This window comes from Aquimarina agarilytica ZC1 (assembly GCF_000255455.1).
GTDB classification, from domain to species: Bacteria; Bacteroidota; Bacteroidia; order Flavobacteriales; family Flavobacteriaceae; genus Aquimarina; species Aquimarina agarilytica.
The window spans coordinates 59,889-80,495 of the sequence record NZ_JH621262.1; the positions used below are offsets into that span (position 1 = coordinate 59,889).

23 protein-coding genes and 1 tRNA gene are annotated in these 20,607 nt (G+C 31.6%); 16 read left to right on the plus strand and 8 right to left on the minus strand.

Translation table 11 applies throughout. The features are described 5' to 3' along the window. The first annotated feature begins 87 nt into the window (after positions 1–87). The 11 genes from KQA_RS0210800 (at position 88) to KQA_RS0210850 (ending at position 8,602) form a co-directional block, all read left to right on the plus strand. Complete coding sequence (locus KQA_RS0210800) at positions 88–2,010, plus strand: tetratricopeptide repeat-containing sensor histidine kinase (RefSeq protein ID WP_010180995.1); 1,923 nt, start codon at positions 88–90, stop codon at positions 2,008–2,010. Positions 2,011–2,022: 12 nt separating this feature from the next. Next, positions 2,023–2,691: a response regulator gene (locus tag KQA_RS0210805; protein WP_010180997.1), complete on the plus strand. Its 669-nt coding sequence runs from the start codon at positions 2,023–2,025 to the stop codon at positions 2,689–2,691. Positions 2,692–2,838: 147 nt separating this feature from the next. Beyond that, entirely contained in the window at positions 2,839–3,057 is a 219-nt protein-coding gene (locus KQA_RS0210810) for a hypothetical protein (RefSeq protein ID WP_010180999.1), read from the plus strand. A gap of 35 nt (positions 3,058–3,092) precedes the next feature. Next, positions 3,093–4,700 carry a DUF4041 domain-containing protein gene (locus KQA_RS0210815; protein WP_029209561.1) on the plus strand — a complete coding sequence of 536 codons (1,608 nt, stop codon included), beginning with the start codon at positions 3,093–3,095 and terminating at the stop codon, positions 4,698–4,700. A 95-nt stretch (positions 4,701–4,795) separates the two neighbouring features. Then, positions 4,796–4,966, plus strand: a complete 171-nt coding sequence (locus KQA_RS20265) for a YjzC family protein (protein WP_010181003.1) — start codon at positions 4,796–4,798, stop codon at positions 4,964–4,966. A 134-nt stretch (positions 4,967–5,100) separates the two neighbouring features. Further along, on the plus strand, positions 5,101–5,340 hold the full coding sequence (locus KQA_RS0210825; protein WP_010181005.1) for a hypothetical protein: 240 nt from the start codon (positions 5,101–5,103) through the stop codon (positions 5,338–5,340). Beyond that, positions 5,340–5,645: a membrane protein insertion efficiency factor YidD gene (gene yidD / locus KQA_RS21015; protein ID WP_010181007.1), complete on the plus strand. Its 306-nt coding sequence runs from the start codon at positions 5,340–5,342 to the stop codon at positions 5,643–5,645. The genes KQA_RS0210825 and yidD overlap by 1 nt, the downstream gene beginning before the upstream one ends. After that, positions 5,635–6,006 (plus strand): excalibur calcium-binding domain-containing protein, encoded by a 372-nt coding sequence (locus KQA_RS19590; protein WP_010181009.1) that lies wholly within the window; start codon positions 5,635–5,637, stop codon positions 6,004–6,006. The genes yidD and KQA_RS19590 overlap by 11 nt, the downstream gene beginning before the upstream one ends. Next, positions 5,957–6,427 (plus strand): hypothetical protein, encoded by a 471-nt coding sequence (locus KQA_RS0210840; RefSeq protein WP_232285885.1) that lies wholly within the window; start codon positions 5,957–5,959, stop codon positions 6,425–6,427. The genes KQA_RS19590 and KQA_RS0210840 overlap by 50 nt, the downstream gene beginning before the upstream one ends. 2 nt (positions 6,428–6,429) lie before the next feature. Beyond that, complete coding sequence (locus KQA_RS0210845) at positions 6,430–7,692, plus strand: hypothetical protein (protein ID WP_010181013.1); 1,263 nt, start codon at positions 6,430–6,432, stop codon at positions 7,690–7,692. A 4-nt stretch (positions 7,693–7,696) separates the two neighbouring features. Next, a complete protein-coding gene (locus KQA_RS0210850; protein WP_010181015.1) occupies positions 7,697–8,602 on the plus strand; it encodes a hypothetical protein in 906 nt (301 codons plus the stop codon). Here KQA_RS0210850 and KQA_RS0210855 read toward each other — a convergent pair. From KQA_RS0210855 to KQA_RS0210875, 5 genes are all read right to left on the minus strand, one after another. Continuing rightward, positions 8,599–9,402 (minus strand): endonuclease/exonuclease/phosphatase family protein, encoded by an 804-nt coding sequence (locus KQA_RS0210855; RefSeq protein ID WP_157366653.1) that lies wholly within the window; start codon positions 9,400–9,402, stop codon positions 8,599–8,601. The two genes, KQA_RS0210850 and KQA_RS0210855, sit on opposite strands and share 4 nt — an antisense overlap. Positions 9,403–9,528: 126 nt before the next feature. Continuing rightward, positions 9,529–10,461 carry a peptidylprolyl isomerase gene (locus KQA_RS0210860; RefSeq protein ID WP_010181019.1) on the minus strand — a complete coding sequence of 311 codons (933 nt, stop codon included), beginning with the start codon at positions 10,459–10,461 and terminating at the stop codon, positions 9,529–9,531. A 301-nt stretch (positions 10,462–10,762) separates the two neighbouring features. Beyond that, positions 10,763–11,707, minus strand: coding sequence for an expansin EXLX1 family cellulose-binding protein (locus tag KQA_RS0210865; RefSeq protein ID WP_010181021.1), 945 nt, complete (start codon positions 11,705–11,707; stop codon positions 10,763–10,765). Between the two features lie 193 nt (positions 11,708–11,900). Further along, the gene (locus KQA_RS0210870; protein WP_010181023.1) at positions 11,901–13,064 is read right to left on the minus strand and encodes a cytochrome-c peroxidase; all 1,164 of its coding nucleotides are present in this window, start codon (positions 13,062–13,064) and stop codon (positions 11,901–11,903) included. A gap of 284 nt (positions 13,065–13,348) precedes the next feature. Beyond that, complete coding sequence (locus tag KQA_RS0210875; protein ID WP_010181025.1) at positions 13,349–14,530, minus strand: AIR synthase related protein; 1,182 nt, start codon at positions 14,528–14,530, stop codon at positions 13,349–13,351. 314 nt (positions 14,531–14,844) lie between these two features. On the opposite strand from KQA_RS0210875, the gene KQA_RS0210880 reads away from it, so the two are divergent. Beyond that, positions 14,845–15,852: a glutamine synthetase beta-grasp domain-containing protein gene (locus KQA_RS0210880; RefSeq protein ID WP_010181027.1), complete on the plus strand. Its 1,008-nt coding sequence runs from the start codon at positions 14,845–14,847 to the stop codon at positions 15,850–15,852. A gap of 56 nt (positions 15,853–15,908) precedes the next feature. Here the strand turns inward: KQA_RS0210880 and KQA_RS0210885 are convergent, their stop codons facing one another. Together KQA_RS0210885 and KQA_RS0210890 are read right to left on the minus strand one after the other, a co-directional pair. After that, entirely contained in the window at positions 15,909–16,505 is a 597-nt protein-coding gene (locus tag KQA_RS0210885; protein ID WP_010181029.1) for an SRPBCC family protein, read from the minus strand. A gap of 74 nt (positions 16,506–16,579) precedes the next feature. Beyond that, positions 16,580–17,539, minus strand: a complete 960-nt coding sequence (locus tag KQA_RS0210890) for a calcium/sodium antiporter (protein ID WP_010181031.1) — start codon at positions 17,537–17,539, stop codon at positions 16,580–16,582. Positions 17,540–17,803: 264 nt separating this feature from the next. Here KQA_RS0210890 and KQA_RS0210895 point away from each other — a divergent pair, with 264 nt between their 5' ends. The 3 genes from KQA_RS0210895 (at position 17,804) to KQA_RS20765 (ending at position 19,647) form a co-directional block, all read left to right on the plus strand. Next, a complete protein-coding gene (locus KQA_RS0210895; RefSeq protein ID WP_010181033.1) occupies positions 17,804–18,604 on the plus strand; it encodes a hypothetical protein in 801 nt (266 codons plus the stop codon). Positions 18,605–18,671: 67 nt separating this feature from the next. Continuing rightward, positions 18,672–19,430 carry a carboxypeptidase-like regulatory domain-containing protein gene (locus KQA_RS0210900; protein ID WP_232285886.1) on the plus strand — a complete coding sequence of 253 codons (759 nt, stop codon included), beginning with the start codon at positions 18,672–18,674 and terminating at the stop codon, positions 19,428–19,430. A 73-nt stretch (positions 19,431–19,503) separates the two neighbouring features. Continuing rightward, entirely contained in the window at positions 19,504–19,647 is a 144-nt protein-coding gene (locus tag KQA_RS20765) for a hypothetical protein (protein WP_010181038.1), read from the plus strand. Here the strand turns inward: KQA_RS20765 and KQA_RS0210910 are convergent. Further along, positions 19,641–20,147, minus strand: a complete 507-nt coding sequence (locus KQA_RS0210910) for an adenine phosphoribosyltransferase (protein ID WP_010181040.1) — start codon at positions 20,145–20,147, stop codon at positions 19,641–19,643. The genes KQA_RS20765 and KQA_RS0210910 overlap by 7 nt on opposite strands. Positions 20,148–20,233: 86 nt before the next feature. Between KQA_RS0210910 and KQA_RS0210915 the strand changes: the two genes are divergently transcribed. Then, a tRNA-Arg gene (locus tag KQA_RS0210915) sits at positions 20,234–20,307 on the plus strand. Positions 20,308–20,607: the final 300 nt, after the last annotated feature.

Below are 20,607 nucleotides of genomic sequence, written 5' to 3' on the forward strand. Positions count from 1 at the left end.
ATAAAAGACAGTCTCTTACTTTTTACTATAAATTAATAATTTGTTTTTAGTAAATTTAATTTACTAACCAACAGCTAATTATAACTATTGAAATATTTTACACTTTTAATTTTCTCTATTTTAGTCCAAATTTCTTGTAAAAGAAAAAAAAACTTAGTTATTAATAAGACCAATAAAGACTCACTCATTTATTACTACAATGAAAGCACAAATAAAGAATTATCATATCATCATCGATTAATTAAAATCAATAAAGCCTATAAACATATAGATAAAACAAAAATAGACTCCAGTACTTTAGCTGTAATTTTAAGAAAAGTACAAATTCATTCTGATTTAGATCAACACCAGAAACTCAACCACTTCAACAACTTACTCAACTTTTATTCACAAAACACCAATTCTAATTATTTCAAAGCTAAATCCCACTACATCAGCAGTTATTATAATGAATTTATAGTAAAACAAAAAGATAGTGCTTTTTACCATATGACAAAAGCTAAGGAATACTTCTCACAATTACACGATAGTAGTAATGTTGGTAAACGCTCATTAGACTTAGCTTATATGCAATACGAATCAATAAACTATCATGAAAGTATTAATTCATGTACCGAAGCTTTAAAATTTCTTTCCCAAGAAAACGACTCAAAATATATAGCTTCTGCATATGACTTAATTGCTAGAAATTACAGCAAACTTGATTTATTTGAAAAAGCTAGTAAGAACCATAAAAAGGCTATATCCATAGCTACTTCCAAAAGAAGTCTACTTATATATTTGAACAACTTTGCCAATCTTTATATTAAAAAGAAAGAATTTCATAAAGCTATTACTATTTACAATTCTATCGATCAAAACGGCACTAAAAAAATACAAGATAAAGCTTTGATTATTGATAATCTAGCTTATGCAAAATGGCTTCAAAACCCAAAATTAAACATTGAAAATGAATTAAATAAAGCTTTCCAAATTCGAAAACAAGAAAATAACACTAAAGGATTAATAGATAGCTATGAGCATTTAGCCCATTATTTTTCAAATAAAAATCCTAAAAAAGCGATCAACTATGCCAATCAATTAACTAAGGCTTCTCGCTTAGCAGTACACCCTAATGGGGAATTGAAAGCTTTAAAAATTATGATGAATATACACCCCAAAGACACGCAATCTAGGAACCGATATATTCACCTAAAAGATAGTTTAGATCTAGCCCACTCAAAAGTGAGAAACCAATACGCTAAAATTAAATATGATAACAAACAAGCCTTAGAAGAAAATGAAACTTTAAAGCAAAAAAACAATTATGAGCAATTGTTAAAAACCCGTTATGCACTACTTGCTGTAATTGCATTTTTGATACTTACCTTTTACATATATCACACTTTCCAAAAACGAAAACAAGTACGTCAAAGGTATGAACAAGAAAAATTACAAGCAGTATATAAAACTGAAACAGGAATTTCAAAAAAAATCCATGATGAAGTTGCCAATGGTATTTTCCAAGTAATGGCTCAGGTTGAAAATGAAAACACTCCTAATTCTCAAAACTATATTGATAAATTAGATCATATTTATAAAAAAACCCGTGATATTTCGCATCAAATTAGTGAAATTGATCTCGGTTCGGGATATATTATGGAATTACAAGGTATGTTGGAAGATTACCAAACCAATACTGTTAGCATTCTAATTAATGGTATTAAAACTATTTATTGGAATAAAATAAATCCTATTAAAAAAGAAACCATTTTTCGTGTTTTAAATGAATTGATGGTAAACATGAAAAAACATAGTCACGCTGAAGTTGTACAGATCAACTTTAACTTAAAAAAAGAGAAACTTTATATTTCCTATTCGGATGACGGACAAGGATTTTTAAAAAAAGAAATGGTATTAGGCACAGGCCTAAAAAATGTGGAAAACCGTATTAAAAGCATACAAGGAACTTTTACTTTTGAAAGTAATCCAAATAAAGGATTACAAATTACATTTAAAATACCTACTTAAAATCAACACTTAATGTTTAAAAAAGTTTTAATAGCCGAAGATTTTGACACCAACAATAAACAACTAGTTCAATTATTATTACAAGATATAGAAATTACTCATGTAGAAAGTGCCTTTTATTGTGATGATGCTTTTTTAAAATTCAGAAAAGCACAACTTGATCATGCTCCTTTTGAGCTATTAATTACCGACCTTTCCTTTACAAAGGACCACCGTACTCAAAAACTAACTAAGGGAACGGAATTAATTGAAGCTATTAAAAACATCCAACCAAGCATTAAAGTAATTGTATTTTCTATGGAAAATCGTCCATCAAAAATAAAACAGCTGATAACTAATTATAGCATTAATGGTTTTATTCCTAAAGGTCGATCCGCCTTAAAAGAATTAACAAGTGCAGTAAAAAAAGTACATCAAGGCGATGCTTATTTCCCATTTGAATTAGAGCAACGTATAAAAAAAGATGATTTACAGGTATTAGAAAATTATGATAAAAAAATACTAACCTATATTTCCCAAGGACTAACCAAGGAAGAAGTGTCTGAACTATTTAAACAAAAAAACATAAAACCAAGTAGTGTTAGCTCCATTGAAAAAAGATTACAAAAGCTATATATATCTTTTAATGCAAAAAATACAGTTCATTTAGTAGCTATCGCCCAAGGAGATGGGCTAATTTAAGCATACATTATTCCTAAAAACACCTCTAACATTGTTTAATTCAACTACAATTACTTACAAAACTCATATATAATATTCCTTTACGGTATTCCACAAAGAATTCACCTACAATGAGTTTAGTTTTGAACAACATATAAACTAAACATCATGAAAAAAATTAGTGTTCTAGCAATCCTATTATTTTCCTTAACCGCTGCTACCATAAAAACAACCACCGAAGTATACATATGCAAAGGAAAGGGCAGCAAGCGTTATCATTTTAGCCCCAATTGTCGTGGACTAAACAGTTGTACTACCAAAATTTACAAAGTCTCTAAATCTGAAGCTAGAAAAATTGGCCGAACAATTTGTGGTTGGGAGGATTAAGAAGATTTAAAAGTTTAATATCATAAAAAAAGGAAATGGAAAACAATATACTATCTGCTTTAATCATATGCATTGTCATACTAATAGCAATGATTTTTAGGAAAAAAAAATTAACCAAAGAAAATTTAGAACTTAAAAAAAATATTGATCAACTAAATCTCAAAAAAAATGAATTAATTATCCAACTAAATGCCCTAAAAATTACTAGTGAAAACTTAAAAATACTACAAGAGCAATTTGATGAATTAGAAAATGAATATTCGAAATATAAAAAAATTGCGGAGCCTTTAAAGAAATATCAAGCTATTATTGATATAAAAAAGGAACTGTACGACGTCACAGCTGAAATGGAAGAAATTGTAGCAGCCTCCTACCTAGAAGCAGAATTTATTAAAAAAGAAGCTAGAACAGAAGCAAGAGGAATCAAAAAAAAGGCAGAAACTATATTGGAAAACGCATATACAATTGCATCTAAAATAGAAAAAGAATCAAAAATAAAAGCACAAGGAATAGCTGCCGAAGCTTGGACAATCAAACAAAATGCAGAGCAGTACGAAGCTACTGTAGCTGCAATGAAAAATATTATTAACGGTTATGGGGATGACTATTTAATTCCAAATCACTCATTAATAGATGATCTTGCTGAAGATTATAGCCATATGAAAGCAGGTCAACAACTTAAACAAACAAATACATTAATAAAATCAATTATTAAAAATAATGAAGCGGCTAATTCCGATTATTCGGAACCTTTAAGAAAACAAAAAGCTATTGAATTTGTTTTAGATGCCTTTAATGGAAAAGTTAACACCATATTATCTAAAGTAAAGCATGACAATTTTGGAAAACTTCAACAAACTTTAAATGATGCTTTTCATATAGTAAACCATAATGCAGCTCCTTTTAGAAACACACATATTACACAACGTTATTTTGATGCAATTATGGAAAAGTTAAAAATTAGTGTCACAATTCATGAAATAAAGAAACAGGATTTACTAGAACAGCGAGAAATTAGAGAGGCTATGCGCGAAGAAGAAAAAGCAAGAAGAGATTTTGAAAAGGCTAAAAAAGAAGCTGAAAGAGAAGAAAAATTACTGGAAACTGCTAGAAAGGAAATTGAAGAAAAACTATCAAAAGCTGCACTAGAGGACAAAGTTAAATTTGAAAAAGAATTAGAACAAATAAAGCAACAACTATTGGAAGCTGAAGCCAAAGGACAACGCGCCATGTCAATGGCTCAACAAACTAAACGTGGTCACGTATATGTAATTTCAAATGTAGGCTCATTTGGTGAAAACGTATTGAAAATAGGTCTTACCCGAAGATTAGAACCTTTGGACAGAATCAAAGAGTTAGGTGATGCTTCAGTTCCTTTTTCCTTTGATGTACATGCCATGATTCACTCAGAAGATGCACCCACTTTAGAAAAAAAATTACATCAAGCTTTTGATATAAATAGACTTAACAAAGTCAATTACAGAAAAGAATTCTTCTCTATTACCCTTTCTGAAATAAGATCCAAAATAGAAGAATTAGGATTAAAAACACATTGGACAATGAAAGCTGAAGCATTAGAGTACCAGGAGAGCAAACTCATAATTGAAAAAAAATTACAAGACAATAGAAGTATTTTAAATTAAAAATGAGACAAAAAACACTTAACTATGAACACCCCAAATAACTGACTATTAATGCATTTACGGTTAAAATATTCAATCATTTAAAATTTATAATTATGGCTAAAGAACCGTTAGGAACAACAAGAAAAACTGGTGAAAAATGTCCTGAATCTGGTGTATGGAAATCACTCAGTACACCTTCGACCACAATTCCATTAAGTAAAGGCGAAAAATTTCCTCCTTATAACAACCAAGGTGTAACATGGAAATTAACTGCTTATGCATAATCTTTTAAAGCTAATTATTCTCTAGAACTTTTGTTTAAAATCTCTTAATTTTTTAAGGGATTTTTTCCTTTTACGGAATTCCGTAACAAACACATTTACAATGGTTTTAAGTTTGAACAACTAAAACTAAAACCATGGAATACAAAGTAATACCTTTTGTTGCCTCAATAGATTCTAAAGAAGGTAACTCTAAACATGTAGCTGAACAACTAGAAGAAATTACTAAAAATTTCTCAAATAAAGGTTGGAAATATGTTCGCTTAGAAAGTGTAATCACTTATGTGCAACCTGATAATGGTGGATGCTTTGGTAGTGGTGCTAAACCTGATTACACTACTTCAAGACAAATGATTGTTTTTAAAAAAGAGGCATAATGAAATACTCTCTTTTATTAATCATCAAAATTTATTGGGCAATAATTCCTAAAAAAATTAGAGGTAAATGTCTCTTTAAAAAAAGCTGTTCTCATTTTGTTTTTGACATGACTAAAAGGAATGGAATAATCTCTGGTTTGAAGGCATTCAAATTTCGCTTTAAGCATTGTCGCCCTAATTACAATCTAATAAACAGTGAAGATGGTCTACTCTTAATTTCTGTAAACCATTTTGTTTTTAAACAAAATGAAATAGATACTCGAATTATTACTCACTTAAAAAAAAACAAAAATCATGATTTTTAAAAATATTCTTTTTCTCATTATTACTGGTTTATCATTTCTGTTTTTTGTGAATTCTTGTTCTAACGATGAAGATTCTTCTGCAATTAACAACTCCTCTTCATTTAATAAACAAAAAACCAACTGTGCTAATTACCCTTCTCAAAATGAAGCTCAAGCTGCTTTTGATAGTGATCCAATTTTTTTCACAAAACTAGATTTAGATAATGACGGTATAGCCTGTGAAGAGCCTGGAAACAATGTAGAACCTAAACCTATATGCGCTACAACTGCTAACTGTGGTTGCTCTGGAAAAAGAAAATCAGCTTGCGAAAATGATCCATGTTGTAAATGGCGAATTGGAGATGGCTGTAAATGCAACTAACACCAACAAACACATGAAAAACGATACTATTTCGGCCGAACTAAAAAGCCATTTCCTACGCCTTTACAAAATGGCCCTATCCGATGACAATTTTGATGTACTGGAACTTAATATGCTTTATCATTTTGCTGAAGAACGTGGTATTCCTAAATCAGAAATTCAAAAATTACTATTGAACCCTGTCCATCACGAATCTAGTATTCCCGAAAGTTTAGATAAACGCATTGAGTATTTATATGACTTGGCTCGAATGATTTGGGCCGACGAAATTATTACCGAAGACGAACGCAATACTTTAAAAAAATACTGTGTAAAATTTGAATTCCTTGATGAAAATATTGATACCCTTTCAGAATACCTACTTGATTGTGTAAAAGAAGGTGTTAGTAAAGAAGATATTATTAACCATATAAATAACTAAGCATGGAGTCCATAAAAAAACTATTTACAATAAAAAACAAAACACCTAGAATTGACTTTTCAGAAGATAAAGAAGAAGACCGTGAACAAATTAGAATCACGTATTACCAAACTGGCTTTGGCGCTTCAAAAAAAGCTTCGGGCAGACCCATTACCTTTGGTGTTGGGCTTAATAATTTATATAATAGTTTTGAGGAACAATGCCGAAAACAATCAATAGAACAAGAGCGTATAAAACAACCTTATAGAGAAGAACAAGAAAGACAACGTACAGAACTAAAAAAACGCGAAACAGCGCTCAGTATTTTTGAAGAACAACAAAACACGATCAATTCTAGTATCAAAACTAAAAAATTTGAAATTATTGACGCCAAACAAAACCCCAATTCCTATGGTATTTCCACTGACAAAAAACCAAAAGCGCAATTTTATATTGGATTGTTTTTATTAGCTCCCATCACTATTTATCTTTTTGTTTTTTATATTTCGGCTTCATATTCCAGCTTTTTTAAAAATTTCGAAAATGACAACTTAAGCGCTGCTATTTTTGATGCAAATGCATTGAGTAAAGCTCTTTCCGATGGCCTGCTAGAATCTATTTTTGTGGGAACTCTTCCCTTCGTTTTTATGGGATTAGGCTATTTAATTCACATGTTTCAAAAAAGAAAAAGTAGAAAAGCTTCTTTAAAAATTGTTTCACTCCTCCTATTAACTTTTGTATTTGATGTTATACTCGCCTACTTAATTGAACGTAAGATATTTTTATATGATGCCATTTTAGGCGAACAATTCACCCCCGAAATTGCTTTAAAAAGTGTCAATTTTTGGGGAATTATTTTTGCTGGTTTTGTGGTTTATATCATATGGGGATTAGTTTTTGACTTTGTGATGCATGAGTATGAAAACATAGATAAAATCAAGGCTTTTATTAAAACTAAAAAAGAAGAATTAAAGAATCTTGTATTTCAAAAAGAGGCATTAATTGAAAAAATTAATGAAGTAAAACAGCAGTTAACAACCATTAATGGAGAAATTTCTCAATTACAATCCAAAATTGATGGTTTTATTTTTCCTATTAGAGAATATTTACACTATCACTACCAATATAAAGAAGGATGGTATCAAGCCATAAGTGCTGAAATAGCACTTCCTCACAAAGAAAAAACAGAATTACTAGAACAATGTGAAGAAGTTTCTAAAACTCATTTAGAACAACATCAACTCAACAATATCGATTTTCAACACTTATTATTCCCTAAAAACTAAGCTTATGAAACCTATATTCACTTCAATTGTAATAATCTCATCCTTAGTAGCATCATGCTGTCATTGCGACAAAAACAAGACTGTTCTAAAAAAAAATATTGCGGTTTCAAAAAAGGAAACAAATAATAACAACCTAAACATAAGCTTGTTATTAGATTTATCGGACCGAATTGATCCTAAAAAACACCCTAATCCTACTATGGATTTTTATAAAAGAGATGCCGCTTATATAAAAACTGTAGCCAAGTCATTTGATACTCATTTACGCACAAAAAAAGTAAAGGATATGAACGATAAAATTCAACTATTTTTTGACCCTGAACCTTTAAATCCTGAAATAAACTTACTCTCAAAAAATTTAAAAATTGAAATCACAAAAGCAACTGCCTCACTTGAAATTTTAGATAAAATTAAAAAAGCATATGCTACATTTCCCGAAAAAATATATGAACTGGCTATTAATGACAACCGATATATAGGCTCGGATACTTGGAAATTTTTTAAAAATAAAGCTAAAGATTATTGTATTGAAACTGGATACCGAAATATACTAATCATTTTAACAGATGGCTATATTTATCATGAAAATTCAAAAATTAGAGAAGCCAATCAAACCACCTATTTAACACCACAAACCATAAAAAGTTTTCAACTAAATACTCCTACATGGAAAACTCGTTTTGAAAAAGAAAATTTTGGCTTTATACCCGCTACAAATAAACTATCTAATTTGGAAATACTTGTTTTAGGGATTAATCCAAATAAGAAAAACCCTTATGAAGAAGATGTCATTAAAATATATTGGGAAAATTGGCTCACCAAAATGGGCGTGAAACAATTTGAAATAAAAAAAGCCAATTTACCTTCTGATATGGATAAGCTTATTAAGGAATTCATCCTTAACAATTAATGAAACTTAAACTTTATAAAAACGGGCAAATGATCCGAAAGTTCTCTAGCTAAAGTTAATCGATCGCAAAAACCTATGTAATCAATGACTTTAGCTTTCAACACATCAATACTTGAAGAATAAAATATATTATCAATGGCATGGTGTAAATACTCACTATTTTTACACGATCTTTTTAACACTGTCTTTTGATCCTTTAGTGCCACTCCATAACCATTAGAAATAAAATCTATAAAAATAGGATCATTTTGAATTAAGTTAAAATCACCGACCAAAAACATTGGTTTAATAACAGCATCTTTAATTTGGTTAAGTATGGGACGAATTTCTTCTTTAGGGTTTAAATTATGTCTGCGCGCATGATAATTTATTACTGAAAACTCTTTCTCCCCAACATAAAAATCTAGTATAAAAGGTTCCCTATAAACAATCGTATCCAACTGCATTAAACGACCCCTATCCTTAATTTTTATAAACTTATTTTTCCAAATAAAAGCATAGCGTTCTGTCATATATTTAGGACTATCCGTACGATTACTCACGGCATAATCCCATTTATCTCCCATTCGGTTTAATTGATCTGATAAGCGTGCTACTGCCTGCGGACCTCCATATCCCCCAACTACCTCTTGTATTGCTATTATATCTGCCTCTTTTACAATTTTGGCAATACGCATAATTTCTTCTTCATTCTTTGTTTTTCCAAAATCCTGAATATTCCATGAAATTATAGCTAATTCATCTTTCTGAGCATAAAAGGAAATTGAAATAAAGCAAAAAATACACACTAACCTATTCATTTTTAATATTTTAAAAACAAACATAAACATTAATCTTAATTATTTTTTACATAAAGCCATAAATATAAAAGCCCCAGATAGAAAAATTCCATCTAGGGCTTTTAAGAATATAATTAAACTATTATATTATTTCACATCCATTAACTCAACGTCAAAAACCAAAGTAGCATTAGGTGGAATTACTCCTCCCGCTCCTTGTGCTCCATATGCGATATGCGGAGGAATTACAAAACGAGCTTTATCACCTATTTGTAACAAAGCAATCCCTTCATCCCAACCAGCAATAACATGCCCCATTCCTAATGGAAAATCTATAGGTTCGTTACGTTTGTATGAAGAGTCAAATACAGTACCATCTGGTAATGATCCTTTATAATGTACTGATACGGTTTTTCCTTTTTCTGCTTGTGCTCCACTTCCTTTATTGATTACCTTATAATGTAATCCACTATCGGTTTTATCAAAACCAACAGCTAAATCTGCTATCAAAGCTTCAGCTTCTTTATTTGCTGCCGCTTCTCTTTCTGCTTTTGCTCCATTAAATAGTCTAAATGCTTCAACCGCATTAAAAGCTTCTGCTGCTGCTCCTACTCTTACAATTTCCAAAGTTTCAATGGAATCACCTTGAGCAATAGCATCAACGATATCCTGACCTTCTACTACATTCCCAAAAACGGTATGTTTCCCATCTAACCATGCTGTTTCAACATGCGTAATAAAAAATTGACTCCCGTTTGTTCCAGGACCAGCATTAGCCATTGACAATATTCCAGGACCACTGTGTGTTAAATCTGGATGAATTTCATCATCAAACTTATAACCTGGATTTCCGGTACCGGTTCCTTGAGGGCAGCCTCCTTGTATCATAAAATCAGGAATTACACGGTGGAACTTTAATCCATCATAATATTTTTCCCCTTGAGGTTTAGCTGAATTTTCTAAATTCCCTTCTGCTAAAGCAACAAAATTACCTACTGTTCCTGGTGTTTTTTCAAACTCTAAATTGACTAAAATCGCTCCTTTTGTAGTGTTGAATTTAGCGTATAATCCGTTTTGCATACTACTTGATTGTTATGATATTATAAAATTGGTATTACAAGTTGCAAATATACTTGCCCTATGTGAGGTATCCAATGATGTGCTTTAAACTTTTTTATTAAACCCTAATTATGCATTAAAAAATCTATTACGTCTGCGATCTACTTCAAATACTATCGTAAACTGTATTTTTTAATTTAACCATAACGGTGCTATGCTGAAATTAAGAAAACACTAGTATTCATTGTATATCACAGCCTCATGACAAAGTTTCAATGCATAATTCGGGTTTAACCGCATCTATTTTCTTAATAATTCGGGTTTAATCTTTATAAAACTTAATTGTTTTATGCATATCAACTCTCAAAAAATAAATTCCTTTAGATAAAAAGTAAATATCTATTCTGTTGGATTGCTTACCCGAACTTACTTTTTTACCTGACATATCATATATTTCCCATTCCTGAGAAGGAATATCTAGCTTAATTTCATTCTCTAAAAAAGTAGCTTGTACTATTTGCTCCGTATATGTTGGCTGAAAATTTGACAATACAACCTCATCGCATAAATTCTCGAATTGCTGATTCGTATTAAAATCATTATCCACATCAATATCAACATTGTCAAATAACAATTGTTCTCCCAAAACCGAAGTTACTCTAAGCGTCATTGGGGTATCGATTCCTTTAGTTTCTATAAAAAAATTGAACAAAACTCGATTAATTGCAACCCAACTACCACTGGCATCTTTATATTCTAATGTTTTAATAGCTTGAGTAATATTCCTTAACTGAATAGCTGTCCAATATTTAGTAGAGCCACTTTTAAAGTTGATATGTATAAACTTGTTGTCATTTTTTAATGGGCAAGAAACATATTTCCAAGTAATTGGAATCCGACCCGAAATCGGATCATCGATTAACGCAAAAGCATCTTCGTGTAAATCAACATCTCCCTCCTTACACTCGGGGCAACGATCAACTACTTTTAACACAATTGACTTTCCTTTTGTTCCTTCCACCTCAATACAGGCTCCGCATGCTTCGCTTCCGTTATAATCAATTGTATTTAATGCGCAATGTAAAAAATCATCGGCAGGCACTGGCAAACCACAATTACCTCCCGAACTTCCTGCTACTCCTCCATAAAATGTCCCTTCCCCTTTATGAATCCCATCGCTACAGTTTTGAGCTTGTATTACTGCATTTGTAAAAAACAACGCAATAACTAATTTTAATAATAACCTTGATTTTTTAAGTAAAAACATAGTGCTTGGTGTGATCGGTTTTCAAACACTATACTAGGCATAATTTCATCGCTTTCAACTTATAACAAGTAGGATTTTACCTATAAATATCATAAAAAAATCATAAGTATCCGATAAAGACTTAGGATCACTCTATGTAAAGAAATACGTACCAAGATTAGATTCTTAATACACTTAGTACAATTTACTTTTTTTAAATATCACCCCCCACAGGTAATTTTGAAGGTACGGATTTAGGAACTTCTTTATCAAAATCGGTATCATTTAACGAGTTCAAAAAAGACTCAATCAAATTAATATCCTTTGCTGTAATAATCACTTTATTAATCAACGTATCTAAATCTTTTACTGCTACATTAGGGTTTTTTACTTTTTTCCCTGCGATTTCCTCATAAAATTCCAATACTCTTTTTATACTATTGAACTTCCCATTGTGCATATATGGCGCTGTAAATTGTAAATTCCTCAATGTTGGTGTTCTAAATTGAAACTGATTATTCGCTCCCTTGTCGGGTGATGTCAATTTTTCATTTTCCACCATTCCTAAAGTGTGTAATTTATAATCGGAAAACATAGGACCATTATGACAATTAGCACAACCCACTCTTTTAAAAGTTTTAAAGCCTTCTTTTTCAGAAAGAGAGAGCACTTGATCATTCCCCCTTAAAAATTGATCAAAACGCGAATTTGGAGTAATTAGACTCCGTTCAAAAGTAGCTAAGGCTTTACCTAAATGAGTGGCTTTAATTTCTTTGGTATCAAAAACATTTTTAAACAATTCTTTGTATCGCTTATTGCTATTTAACCTTAAAACAATGGAATCTAAAATAGCCTTTTCTGCTATTCTGAATCCACGCATTTCTTCTAGGGATTTTATAGGCTCGAGCGCTTGTGTCTCTAAACTTTCCACTCTATTATCCCAAAACATAGGAGCTTTTTTAATAGAAATTTTTCCTGTTTCCGAAATGCCATTAAAAGCGGTATTTAAAATAGTATGTGCATTTCGCTTTACAAATGACAACATACTATCCATTTTGACCATTTTTCGATCTGCTCCAAAGCCTTTCCCATTTACACCAATTGAAAGGTCTCTAAATTCAGTATAACCATTTTTTGGATGATGACATGTAGCACAGGCTACGTTCTTTTCTCCGGAAAGAATGGGATCAAAAAATAATAATTTCCCTAAAGCTATTTTCTCTTTAGTCATTTGATTATCTAAAGGAGCAATCACTTTTTGAGGGAGTGGTAGATAGACTGCCTCTTTTTCGGCAACCAAAGTAAACGTTTGTTGCTTTTTACAACTTACTATACATACTACAAAAACTACATATTTTATACACTTTACAAATCCCATCACTCAAAATTACGTTAAGAAATAGAAATAGCACAAAAAAAATAGACTCACTTACTCGTGAGTCTATTCTAAATCTATACCAAAATGAACTACTATGGACTGAAAATCGACATCTTTTTAAACATCCATTTTTGCTCTTAGCTATCAGCCATTAGCTCTTTTATAAATATTTAAAAAGCCAACAGCTAAAAGCTAACTACCAATAGCTCTTTATACTATTTTTAAAAGCTAAAAGCACTAAGTGCATAGTTTTAACTACTTTTCTAAAAAATCAGATACTCATTCTAATTATACTCATAAGTACCATAAGTACTCTTAATGGTTAATTTTTTAGTTTCAGATGCTTCTACACGACCTACAATTTGTGCATTTACATTAAAGCTTTTCGAAATGGCTATTATATCTTCAGCTACAGCTGGATTCACATACAACTCCATTCGATGTCCCATGTTGAATACCTGATACATTTCTTTCCAATCGGTTCCAGAATTTTCTTGAATCAATTTAAATAGAGGCGGCACATCAAAAAGATTGTCTTTTATAATATGATGCTGATCTATAAAATGAAGAATTTTTGTTTGTGCTCCTCCACTACAATGCACCATTCCATGAACATCATTACTAGTATATTTTTCTAAAATTTGCTTAATAATTGGCGCATACGTTCGGGTAGGCGAAAGCACTAATTTACCCGCATCTATTGGTGAGCCTTCAACCGCATCTGTTAATTTTGTTTTTCCGGAATACACTAAATCTTCGGGCACTGCCGCATCAAAACTTTCAGGAAATTTAGAAGCTAATTCTTTATCAAATACATCATGACGCGCAGATGTTAAGCCATTACTCCCCATTCCGCCATTATACTCACTTTCATAAGTAGCTTGACCAAAAGACTCTAATCCGACAATAACATCACCTGGTTGAATATTTGCATTGTCAATTACTTCGGCTCTTTTCATACGAGCAGTAACCGTTGAATCCACTATAATGGTACGCACTAAATCCCCTACATCGGCTGTTTCACCTCCTGTAGAATGAATAGTTACTCCATGTTTTTTTAAATCTGCAAGCAGTTCTTCCGTCCCATTAATTATAGCCGAAATAACTTCACCGGGAATTAAATTTTTATTTCTACCTATAGTTGAAGACAACATAATATTATCCGTAGCTCCTACACACAACAAATCGTCAATATTCATAATTAACGCATCCTGTGCAATTCCCTTCCAAACAGAAATATCACCTGTTTGTTTCCAATACATATAAGCCAATGATGATTTTGTTCCTGCTCCATCGGCATGCATAATCAAACAATGATCGTCGCTCCCTGTTAAATAATCGGGCACAATTTTACAAAAGGCCTTAGGAAACAAACCTTTATCAATGTTTTTTATGGCGCTATGTACATCTTCTTTTGAGGCAGAAACACCTCGTTGCGCATATCTTTTACTAACTTCTTGACTCATAAATCAGGTATTGGTTTGCAAAGATACTATAATACAAAAACGTAAAAAAAAATTGAATACATAATATGATATACACTCCTTGTATAAGGCACCTAATCAATGAAACTTAACTTGAAAAAAAATATTTAAAAAAATAAACGGTCGAACTAATTTTTATAAAAAAATCAAAACTTATCAAAAAGACACCTTTTTTTTTAAGATTAATAAAAAAATAATTGGCTTACTTAATTTGAATGATAAAAATTAAGTAGTACTACGTAAATATTTCTATATTTGCGCTCCAAGAGTAAAGTTTAATTGTTTTATATACTATTATGAGTAAAGCTAAATTAGAGTATATCTGGTTAGATGGTACAAAGCCAACTGCTAGTATGAGAAGTAAAACTAAAGTTGTTGATGACTTTAGTGGAAAATTAGAAGATTGCCCAATGTGGTCTTTTGACGGAAGTTCTACTAACCAAGCTGAAGGTGGAAATTCTGACTGTTTATTAAAGCCAGTTGCTATTTATCCTGATCCACAACGTAAAGGTGGATATTTAATAATGACAGAAGTTTTAAATGCTGATGGTACACCACATGCAGATAATGCACGTGCTACTATCGAAGATGATGATAATGATTTCTGGTTTGGATTTGAGCAAGAGTACTTCTTATATGATGTAGAAACTAATTTACCTGTTGGTTTCCCAAGAGACCAAACTCCACAGGGACAGTTTTACTGTTCTGTAGGTGCTAAAAATGCATTTGCACGTGATATGGTTGAAGAGCATTTAGACGTTTGTTTAGAAGCTGGATTAAATGTTGAAGGTATTAACGCTGAAGTTGCTGCTGGACAGTGGGAATTCCAATGTTTTGCACAAGGAGCTAAGTTAGCTGGTGACGAAATCTGGGTATGTCGTTACTTATTAGAGCGTATTGGTGAGTCTTACGGTTTACAAGTTGTATGGCACCCTAAGCCACTTGGTGATACTGACTGGAATGGTTCTGGTATGCACGCTAACTTCTCTAACACTACGTTAAGAACTTGTGGATCTAAAGAAACTTACGAAACTATTTGTGAGGCTTTCCGTCCATTTGTTAAAGAACACATCGATGTTTATGGAGCATACAATGATCAACGTTTAACTGGTAAGCACGAAACTGCTGCTATTACTGATTTCAGTTATGGAGTATCTGACCGTGGAGCTTCTATCCGTATTCCAATTATTACTGTGGAAAAAGGATGGAAAGGATGGCTGGAAGATCGTCGTCCATCTTCAAACGGAGACCCATACAAAATTGCTGCACGTATTATCAAAACTGTTAAAACTGCTAAAGTTTAATCAGTACAATAAGCAACATATTGAAAAGGCTTTCATTTATTTGAAAGCCTTTTTTTTTATGGATACATTTTCAAAAGATTTTCAAAACTTTTTTGAGGTGCTCTATAAAACAAAGGATAAAGCAAACTCTTTGGCAAGGGCAAATCAACGATCACTTTTGTGGTATTTCTCACCTCTGTTAATTGATCTGTTATTTTTTTTAATTCCCAACTACCAGAAATCCCTACGACCTCCTCACATGCTATACAAAACTGTTCATCGGCTACCTGTATACCTTGCATTTGGTAACTTACAAAGTCTTCTGTTTTATTTTTAATTAATTTAATTTGAAGTTTTCGATTTTTCAGTGGGAATGGCGCTAGTATTTTTGCTCTAAAAACATGAATGTTTCCCGAAGCTTCCAACACCTCGGCAAGTTCATATTTATACAACCAATTGGAATAATTAGGAATGTTTTCAACTAATTTTTCCAGTTCGACTAGTGAAGCTTTTACTTTTGCTGTTGCTCTAAAATGATAGGTATCATTTTTGGTTTTACTACTTTTTTCAATAAGTATCCCTTTTTTTTGAGCAACCACTTTCCAGCCTTGAGCAGAACAAGCTCTACTCAAAGAAATAATTAAAACAAAAAATACTACTAATTTAAAATTCACGAGTTATGAATACTATTAATCAATAGCTTAATATACTCATAATCCATTTACTCGTACTATATCCTACTCAATTTCTATTTTAAAAAGGTTAAGGCTATAAAGGTTACATACCCCAAAAAGATCACTCCTCCTTTTAGCCTATTTATTTCATTCCTTTGTGGAAGTAATGTAATTGGCAATAAAACAAGTGCAAAAGCCAACATCCAAAAGATGTCATTGGTAACAATTTGAGCACTTTCCACTTTAATTGGTTGTACCAAAGCAGTAATTCCTAGTACAGAACCTATATTAAATATATTTGAACCTATTAAATTCCCTATAGATATTGATTTTTCTTGTTTTAATACCGCTATGACTGAAGCTGCCAACTCTGGCACACTTGTTCCTACCGCAATCATAGTTACCGCTATAACGCGCTCACTAACTCCCATTAATGTAGCCAAATCAACGGCTCCTTTTACCAATAATTCCGAACCAAAATATAAAGCCGCTCCTCCAATGAGTAACCACATCATAATTTTAAAAAATGAAACACTTTCTAAATTTTCATCAACTTCATCGCTTACAGATTCCTCTCCTTTTAATGAACTTCTTTTAGCACTTCTAATTAACACTACCAGAAAAATAATAATTGCTCCTAATAGCATCCCTCCTTCGTAAAAAGACAATACATTATCATTAACTAAAAACAAATAAAGTAGCCCCGAAAAGACTATCATTGAAGGCCAATGCATGGTAAAAAAATCACGTTCTACATACAACGAACCTAAAATAGCTGTAATACCCAAAACCAATCCTATATTAGCTATGTTAGATCCTATTACATTCCCTAATGATATTGATGAATACCCATCCATGGCTGCTTGTAAGCTAACCAGCAACTCTGGAGCCGATGTCGCGAAAGAGACCACCGTAAGCCCTATGACCATTTTAGAAATATTGAATTTAAAAGACAATGCTACCGAAGATCGCACCAAAAACTCCCCGCCTACAACCAATAAAACTAGTCCAACAACAATATAAAAAACACTCATAGATTCTTTTTTTGAAGCAACAAATATAGAAAAAATATACCCAGACTCAATCAACAAACTCTACCTAAGACACTACATATTTTCTGAAAAAATAAATTTATAATACTGTATTTCAAAAGTCTACAAAAACCATTAACAGCCACACATGTAGCCTTAAAAAATTATATTCCAAACAACTAAATAAATTCAATCACTAAAAATTTGTCACATATTTTAGGCTTTTTCGTATATAAGTTACAGAAACAAAACAAAAACTACAGCGCCATGAAACGATTATGCTTATTAATTTTTAGTTCTTGTGCTTTGTATAGCACTTATGCGAATTCAAACATACACACTACCACAACCTACAAGCAAATAACTGCTGAAGAGGTAATTGGTACAATTTCTAAAAATACTACCGAAAAACAATTTGAAGATTTGATTGCTTATTTTAAGCAAAATGAACTAAAACTTGATATTTCGGAAGTAAACTACAATGAGAAGGATGAAATTATAGGCATCAAAATTTTACTCCAAAAAGGGAGTCAAAAAAGTAATTATGCCATGTCATCCAACGTTCCTATTGCTGATTTGGAATTAGGTAGTAAAAATGGTTCATTGTATATCACCACTAAAGGTAACTTACAATCGGATCGAATAAGTGCTATTATGGACGAATTTGAAAAAGCAAATGAATCCTTTGACTCCTTTTTATCGGAACATCCCTTTTCTTTTTCTTTTAGTAGTGATCAATTAAGAGATTTATTAAATAATGCTGAATTTGACTTTGAAGAATTTGCCAATGGTTTTATTCACGAAGGTGAAGAAGCTAATAAACAATCTGGAGATACCAAATCACACAAAAAATCTAGAAATTCACTTCCCAAATTCAATTTCATAAACAATCCTAATATTAATAAACTCATTATTATTGATGGAGAAGAAACTGATTTTGACACCTTAAACAAACTCGCCAAATCGGACCAACTGGACGAGGTTGATAATTTAAAACCCGCTACCGCAATTAGTATTTATGGAAAAAAAGCTAAAGATGGTGCTATAATAGCAACCACTAAAAAATAAATACTTATTAGTAAATCGTATTAAACCCGAATTAAACAAAATGGTAGCATATCAATTTTTCAAATATATGCTACCATTCCTTTTTTTTATCTTTTCACCTGGTTGGGCTCAACCCCCAAATAAAGCAAAAGTATTAACTGGTCAAATTACAAATACTCAATTTAATGTTTCGGGAATTCATATAACTAATAAAAGTACCTCAAAAAATACGATCACTGACAACAAGGGGCAATTTGAAATTTTAGTACACCAAAACGACTCTTTAATTTTTAATGGTATCAGCTATAAAAACAAACTATTAGTTGTTAACGATTCTATTTACCATCAAAATCACATTACAGTAAAACTAAAAGAACGCGTTACTGAACTGAAAGAAGTAACCATAGCCTCACACAATCTTTCTGGAAATTTAGAAAGCGATCTATTAAAAATCCCATTCCAAAAACCTAGATCAGCTAAAGATATTGGTCTACCTGTTTACGAAGGTATCCAACAAGAACATATACCCACATTGCTAGAAACCTTTAATTACGGCTTAATTACTTCAATAAATTTAGAAGCTTTACAAAAGCATATCAATGGCTACTATAAACGACTTAAAGGAAAACGCAAATGGGGTCATGACACCAAATTAGCTGAAGATGTAATTTATTTTTACAAGAAAGATTTTTTATCAAATACCTACAACATCCCTCCTGATCAAGTACTCACTTTTGTGTATTTCTGTATGTTGACTGATAAAAACTTTAGCTCAAATTTCAGAAATAAAAACCATGAACTCATTTTAAAAGTCTTTAAACAAAAAAGCCAGCAATTTTATAAATAAACCCCGACCACAAATCAGTGGCTACTTTTGTAAGAAATTTAGGTTTATTTTATAATTTTGCAAAAAAAAAGATATGTACCAATTCCTTGCTAAAATTAATAAACTCCTTCTCCCTAGCTTTAGCAAACGTCAATTAGACCTTACTAAAGCTTCAAAATTTCAATTGGCCATCATTGGCTGGAGGGCTTTTATAACAAAAAAAGCAATAAATCAATAAGTAAGTAAACTTTTAACAGGTACTTTTAATTTTTTTGCTCCTTTTAAAAATCCAAGTTCGATAATAAAGTTGCATTGCACAATCTCACCACCAAGGCGCTCTACCAAATTACATACTGCTTTTGCCGTACCTCCTGTTGCCAAAACATCATCATGTATTAATACTTTATCTCCTTTATTAATACCATCAATATGAATTTGCAACGTATCATCACCATACTCTAATGCATAAGCCTCCTCAATAATAGCACTAGGTAATTTTCCTTTTTTACGCACAGGTACCAAACCTGCTTTCAGTTTTTCTGCTAATAACCCCCCAAAAAAGAACCCTCTCGCATCCATACAAACCACCTTATCTATAGGCTGTGTTACCATTTTTACTAAACTCTCTGCACAATAACTAAAGGCGGTAGGATCTCCTAACATTGGAGTAATATCCTTAAAAACAATACCTTGTTTAGGAAAGTCAGGAATATCTCGAATGTATATTTCTAAATTCATAATGTTATTTTATTTTTTTGTAAAAATATGCACAAATAATGTTTGTAGAACTAAAAAAAGAAACTATATTTGCACCCACCAAAACAGGCCTCGTAGCATAACTGAATAGTGCACTTGATTACGGCTCAAGAGGTTGCAGGTTTGAATCCTGCCGAGGTCACGAATAAAAAGAGTTAATTCATTTACTAATAGTGAGTTAGCTCTTTTTTGTTTGTAGCTGTTTTATTTACACATCATTTACTGTTTTAAATTACGGTAATTTCTTGAGCCGCAAATAGTATTATATACTGCAATTTTTAAACCAATCACCCCATAGTATTTAAATTATAATCAATTTATAGTTGAGCAAAAAAAATATAAACTATTGGGTAAGAATTTGTTAAATGGATCACATATGGGTATAATACGATTTTAATTTAATATTTTCGCATAAAAGCATTAATATAATGGTGATTGCTAG

What these genes read in the sequence shown, in the direction of transcription:
- KQA_RS20765 (WP_010181038.1), top strand. Translation starts at nt 19,504, where the DNA reads ATGTACCAATTCCTTGCTAAAATTAATAAACTCCTTCTCCCTAGCTTT.
- KQA_RS0210860 (WP_010181019.1), bottom strand. Translation starts at nt 10,461, where the DNA reads ATGCAAAACGGATTATACGCTAAATTCAACACTACAAAAGGAGCGATT.
- KQA_RS20265 (WP_010181003.1), top strand. Translation starts at nt 4,796, where the DNA reads ATGGCTAAAGAACCGTTAGGAACAACAAGAAAAACTGGTGAAAAATGT.
- KQA_RS0210810 (WP_010180999.1), top strand. Translation starts at nt 2,839, where the DNA reads ATGAAAAAAATTAGTGTTCTAGCAATCCTATTATTTTCCTTAACCGCT.
- KQA_RS0210870 (WP_010181023.1), bottom strand. Translation starts at nt 13,064, where the DNA reads ATGGGATTTGTAAAGTGTATAAAATATGTAGTTTTTGTAGTATGTATA.
- KQA_RS0210805 (WP_010180997.1), top strand. Translation starts at nt 2,023, where the DNA reads ATGTTTAAAAAAGTTTTAATAGCCGAAGATTTTGACACCAACAATAAA.
- KQA_RS0210865 (WP_010181021.1), bottom strand. Translation starts at nt 11,707, where the DNA reads ATGTTTTTACTTAAAAAATCAAGGTTATTATTAAAATTAGTTATTGCG.
- KQA_RS0210900 (WP_232285886.1), top strand. Translation starts at nt 18,672, where the DNA reads ATGCTACCATTCCTTTTTTTTATCTTTTCACCTGGTTGGGCTCAACCC.
- KQA_RS0210890 (WP_010181031.1), bottom strand. Translation starts at nt 17,539, where the DNA reads ATGAGTGTTTTTTATATTGTTGTTGGACTAGTTTTATTGGTTGTAGGC.
- KQA_RS0210875 (WP_010181025.1), bottom strand. Translation starts at nt 14,530, where the DNA reads ATGAGTCAAGAAGTTAGTAAAAGATATGCGCAACGAGGTGTTTCTGCC.
- KQA_RS0210825 (WP_010181005.1), top strand. Translation starts at nt 5,101, where the DNA reads ATGGAATACAAAGTAATACCTTTTGTTGCCTCAATAGATTCTAAAGAA.
- yidD (WP_010181007.1), top strand. Translation starts at nt 5,340, where the DNA reads ATGAAATACTCTCTTTTATTAATCATCAAAATTTATTGGGCAATAATT.
- KQA_RS0210880 (WP_010181027.1), top strand. Translation starts at nt 14,845, where the DNA reads ATGAGTAAAGCTAAATTAGAGTATATCTGGTTAGATGGTACAAAGCCA.
- KQA_RS0210855 (WP_157366653.1), bottom strand. Translation starts at nt 9,402, where the DNA reads ATGAATAGGTTAGTGTGTATTTTTTGCTTTATTTCAATTTCCTTTTAT.
- KQA_RS0210840 (WP_232285885.1), top strand. Translation starts at nt 5,957, where the DNA reads ATGATCCATGTTGTAAATGGCGAATTGGAGATGGCTGTAAATGCAACT.
- KQA_RS0210850 (WP_010181015.1), top strand. Translation starts at nt 7,697, where the DNA reads ATGAAACCTATATTCACTTCAATTGTAATAATCTCATCCTTAGTAGCA.
- KQA_RS0210845 (WP_010181013.1), top strand. Translation starts at nt 6,430, where the DNA reads ATGGAGTCCATAAAAAAACTATTTACAATAAAAAACAAAACACCTAGA.
- KQA_RS0210910 (WP_010181040.1), bottom strand. Translation starts at nt 20,147, where the DNA reads ATGAATTTAGAAATATACATTCGAGATATTCCTGACTTTCCTAAACAA.
- KQA_RS0210815 (WP_029209561.1), top strand. Translation starts at nt 3,093, where the DNA reads ATGGAAAACAATATACTATCTGCTTTAATCATATGCATTGTCATACTA.
- KQA_RS0210895 (WP_010181033.1), top strand. Translation starts at nt 17,804, where the DNA reads ATGAAACGATTATGCTTATTAATTTTTAGTTCTTGTGCTTTGTATAGC.
- KQA_RS19590 (WP_010181009.1), top strand. Translation starts at nt 5,635, where the DNA reads ATGATTTTTAAAAATATTCTTTTTCTCATTATTACTGGTTTATCATTT.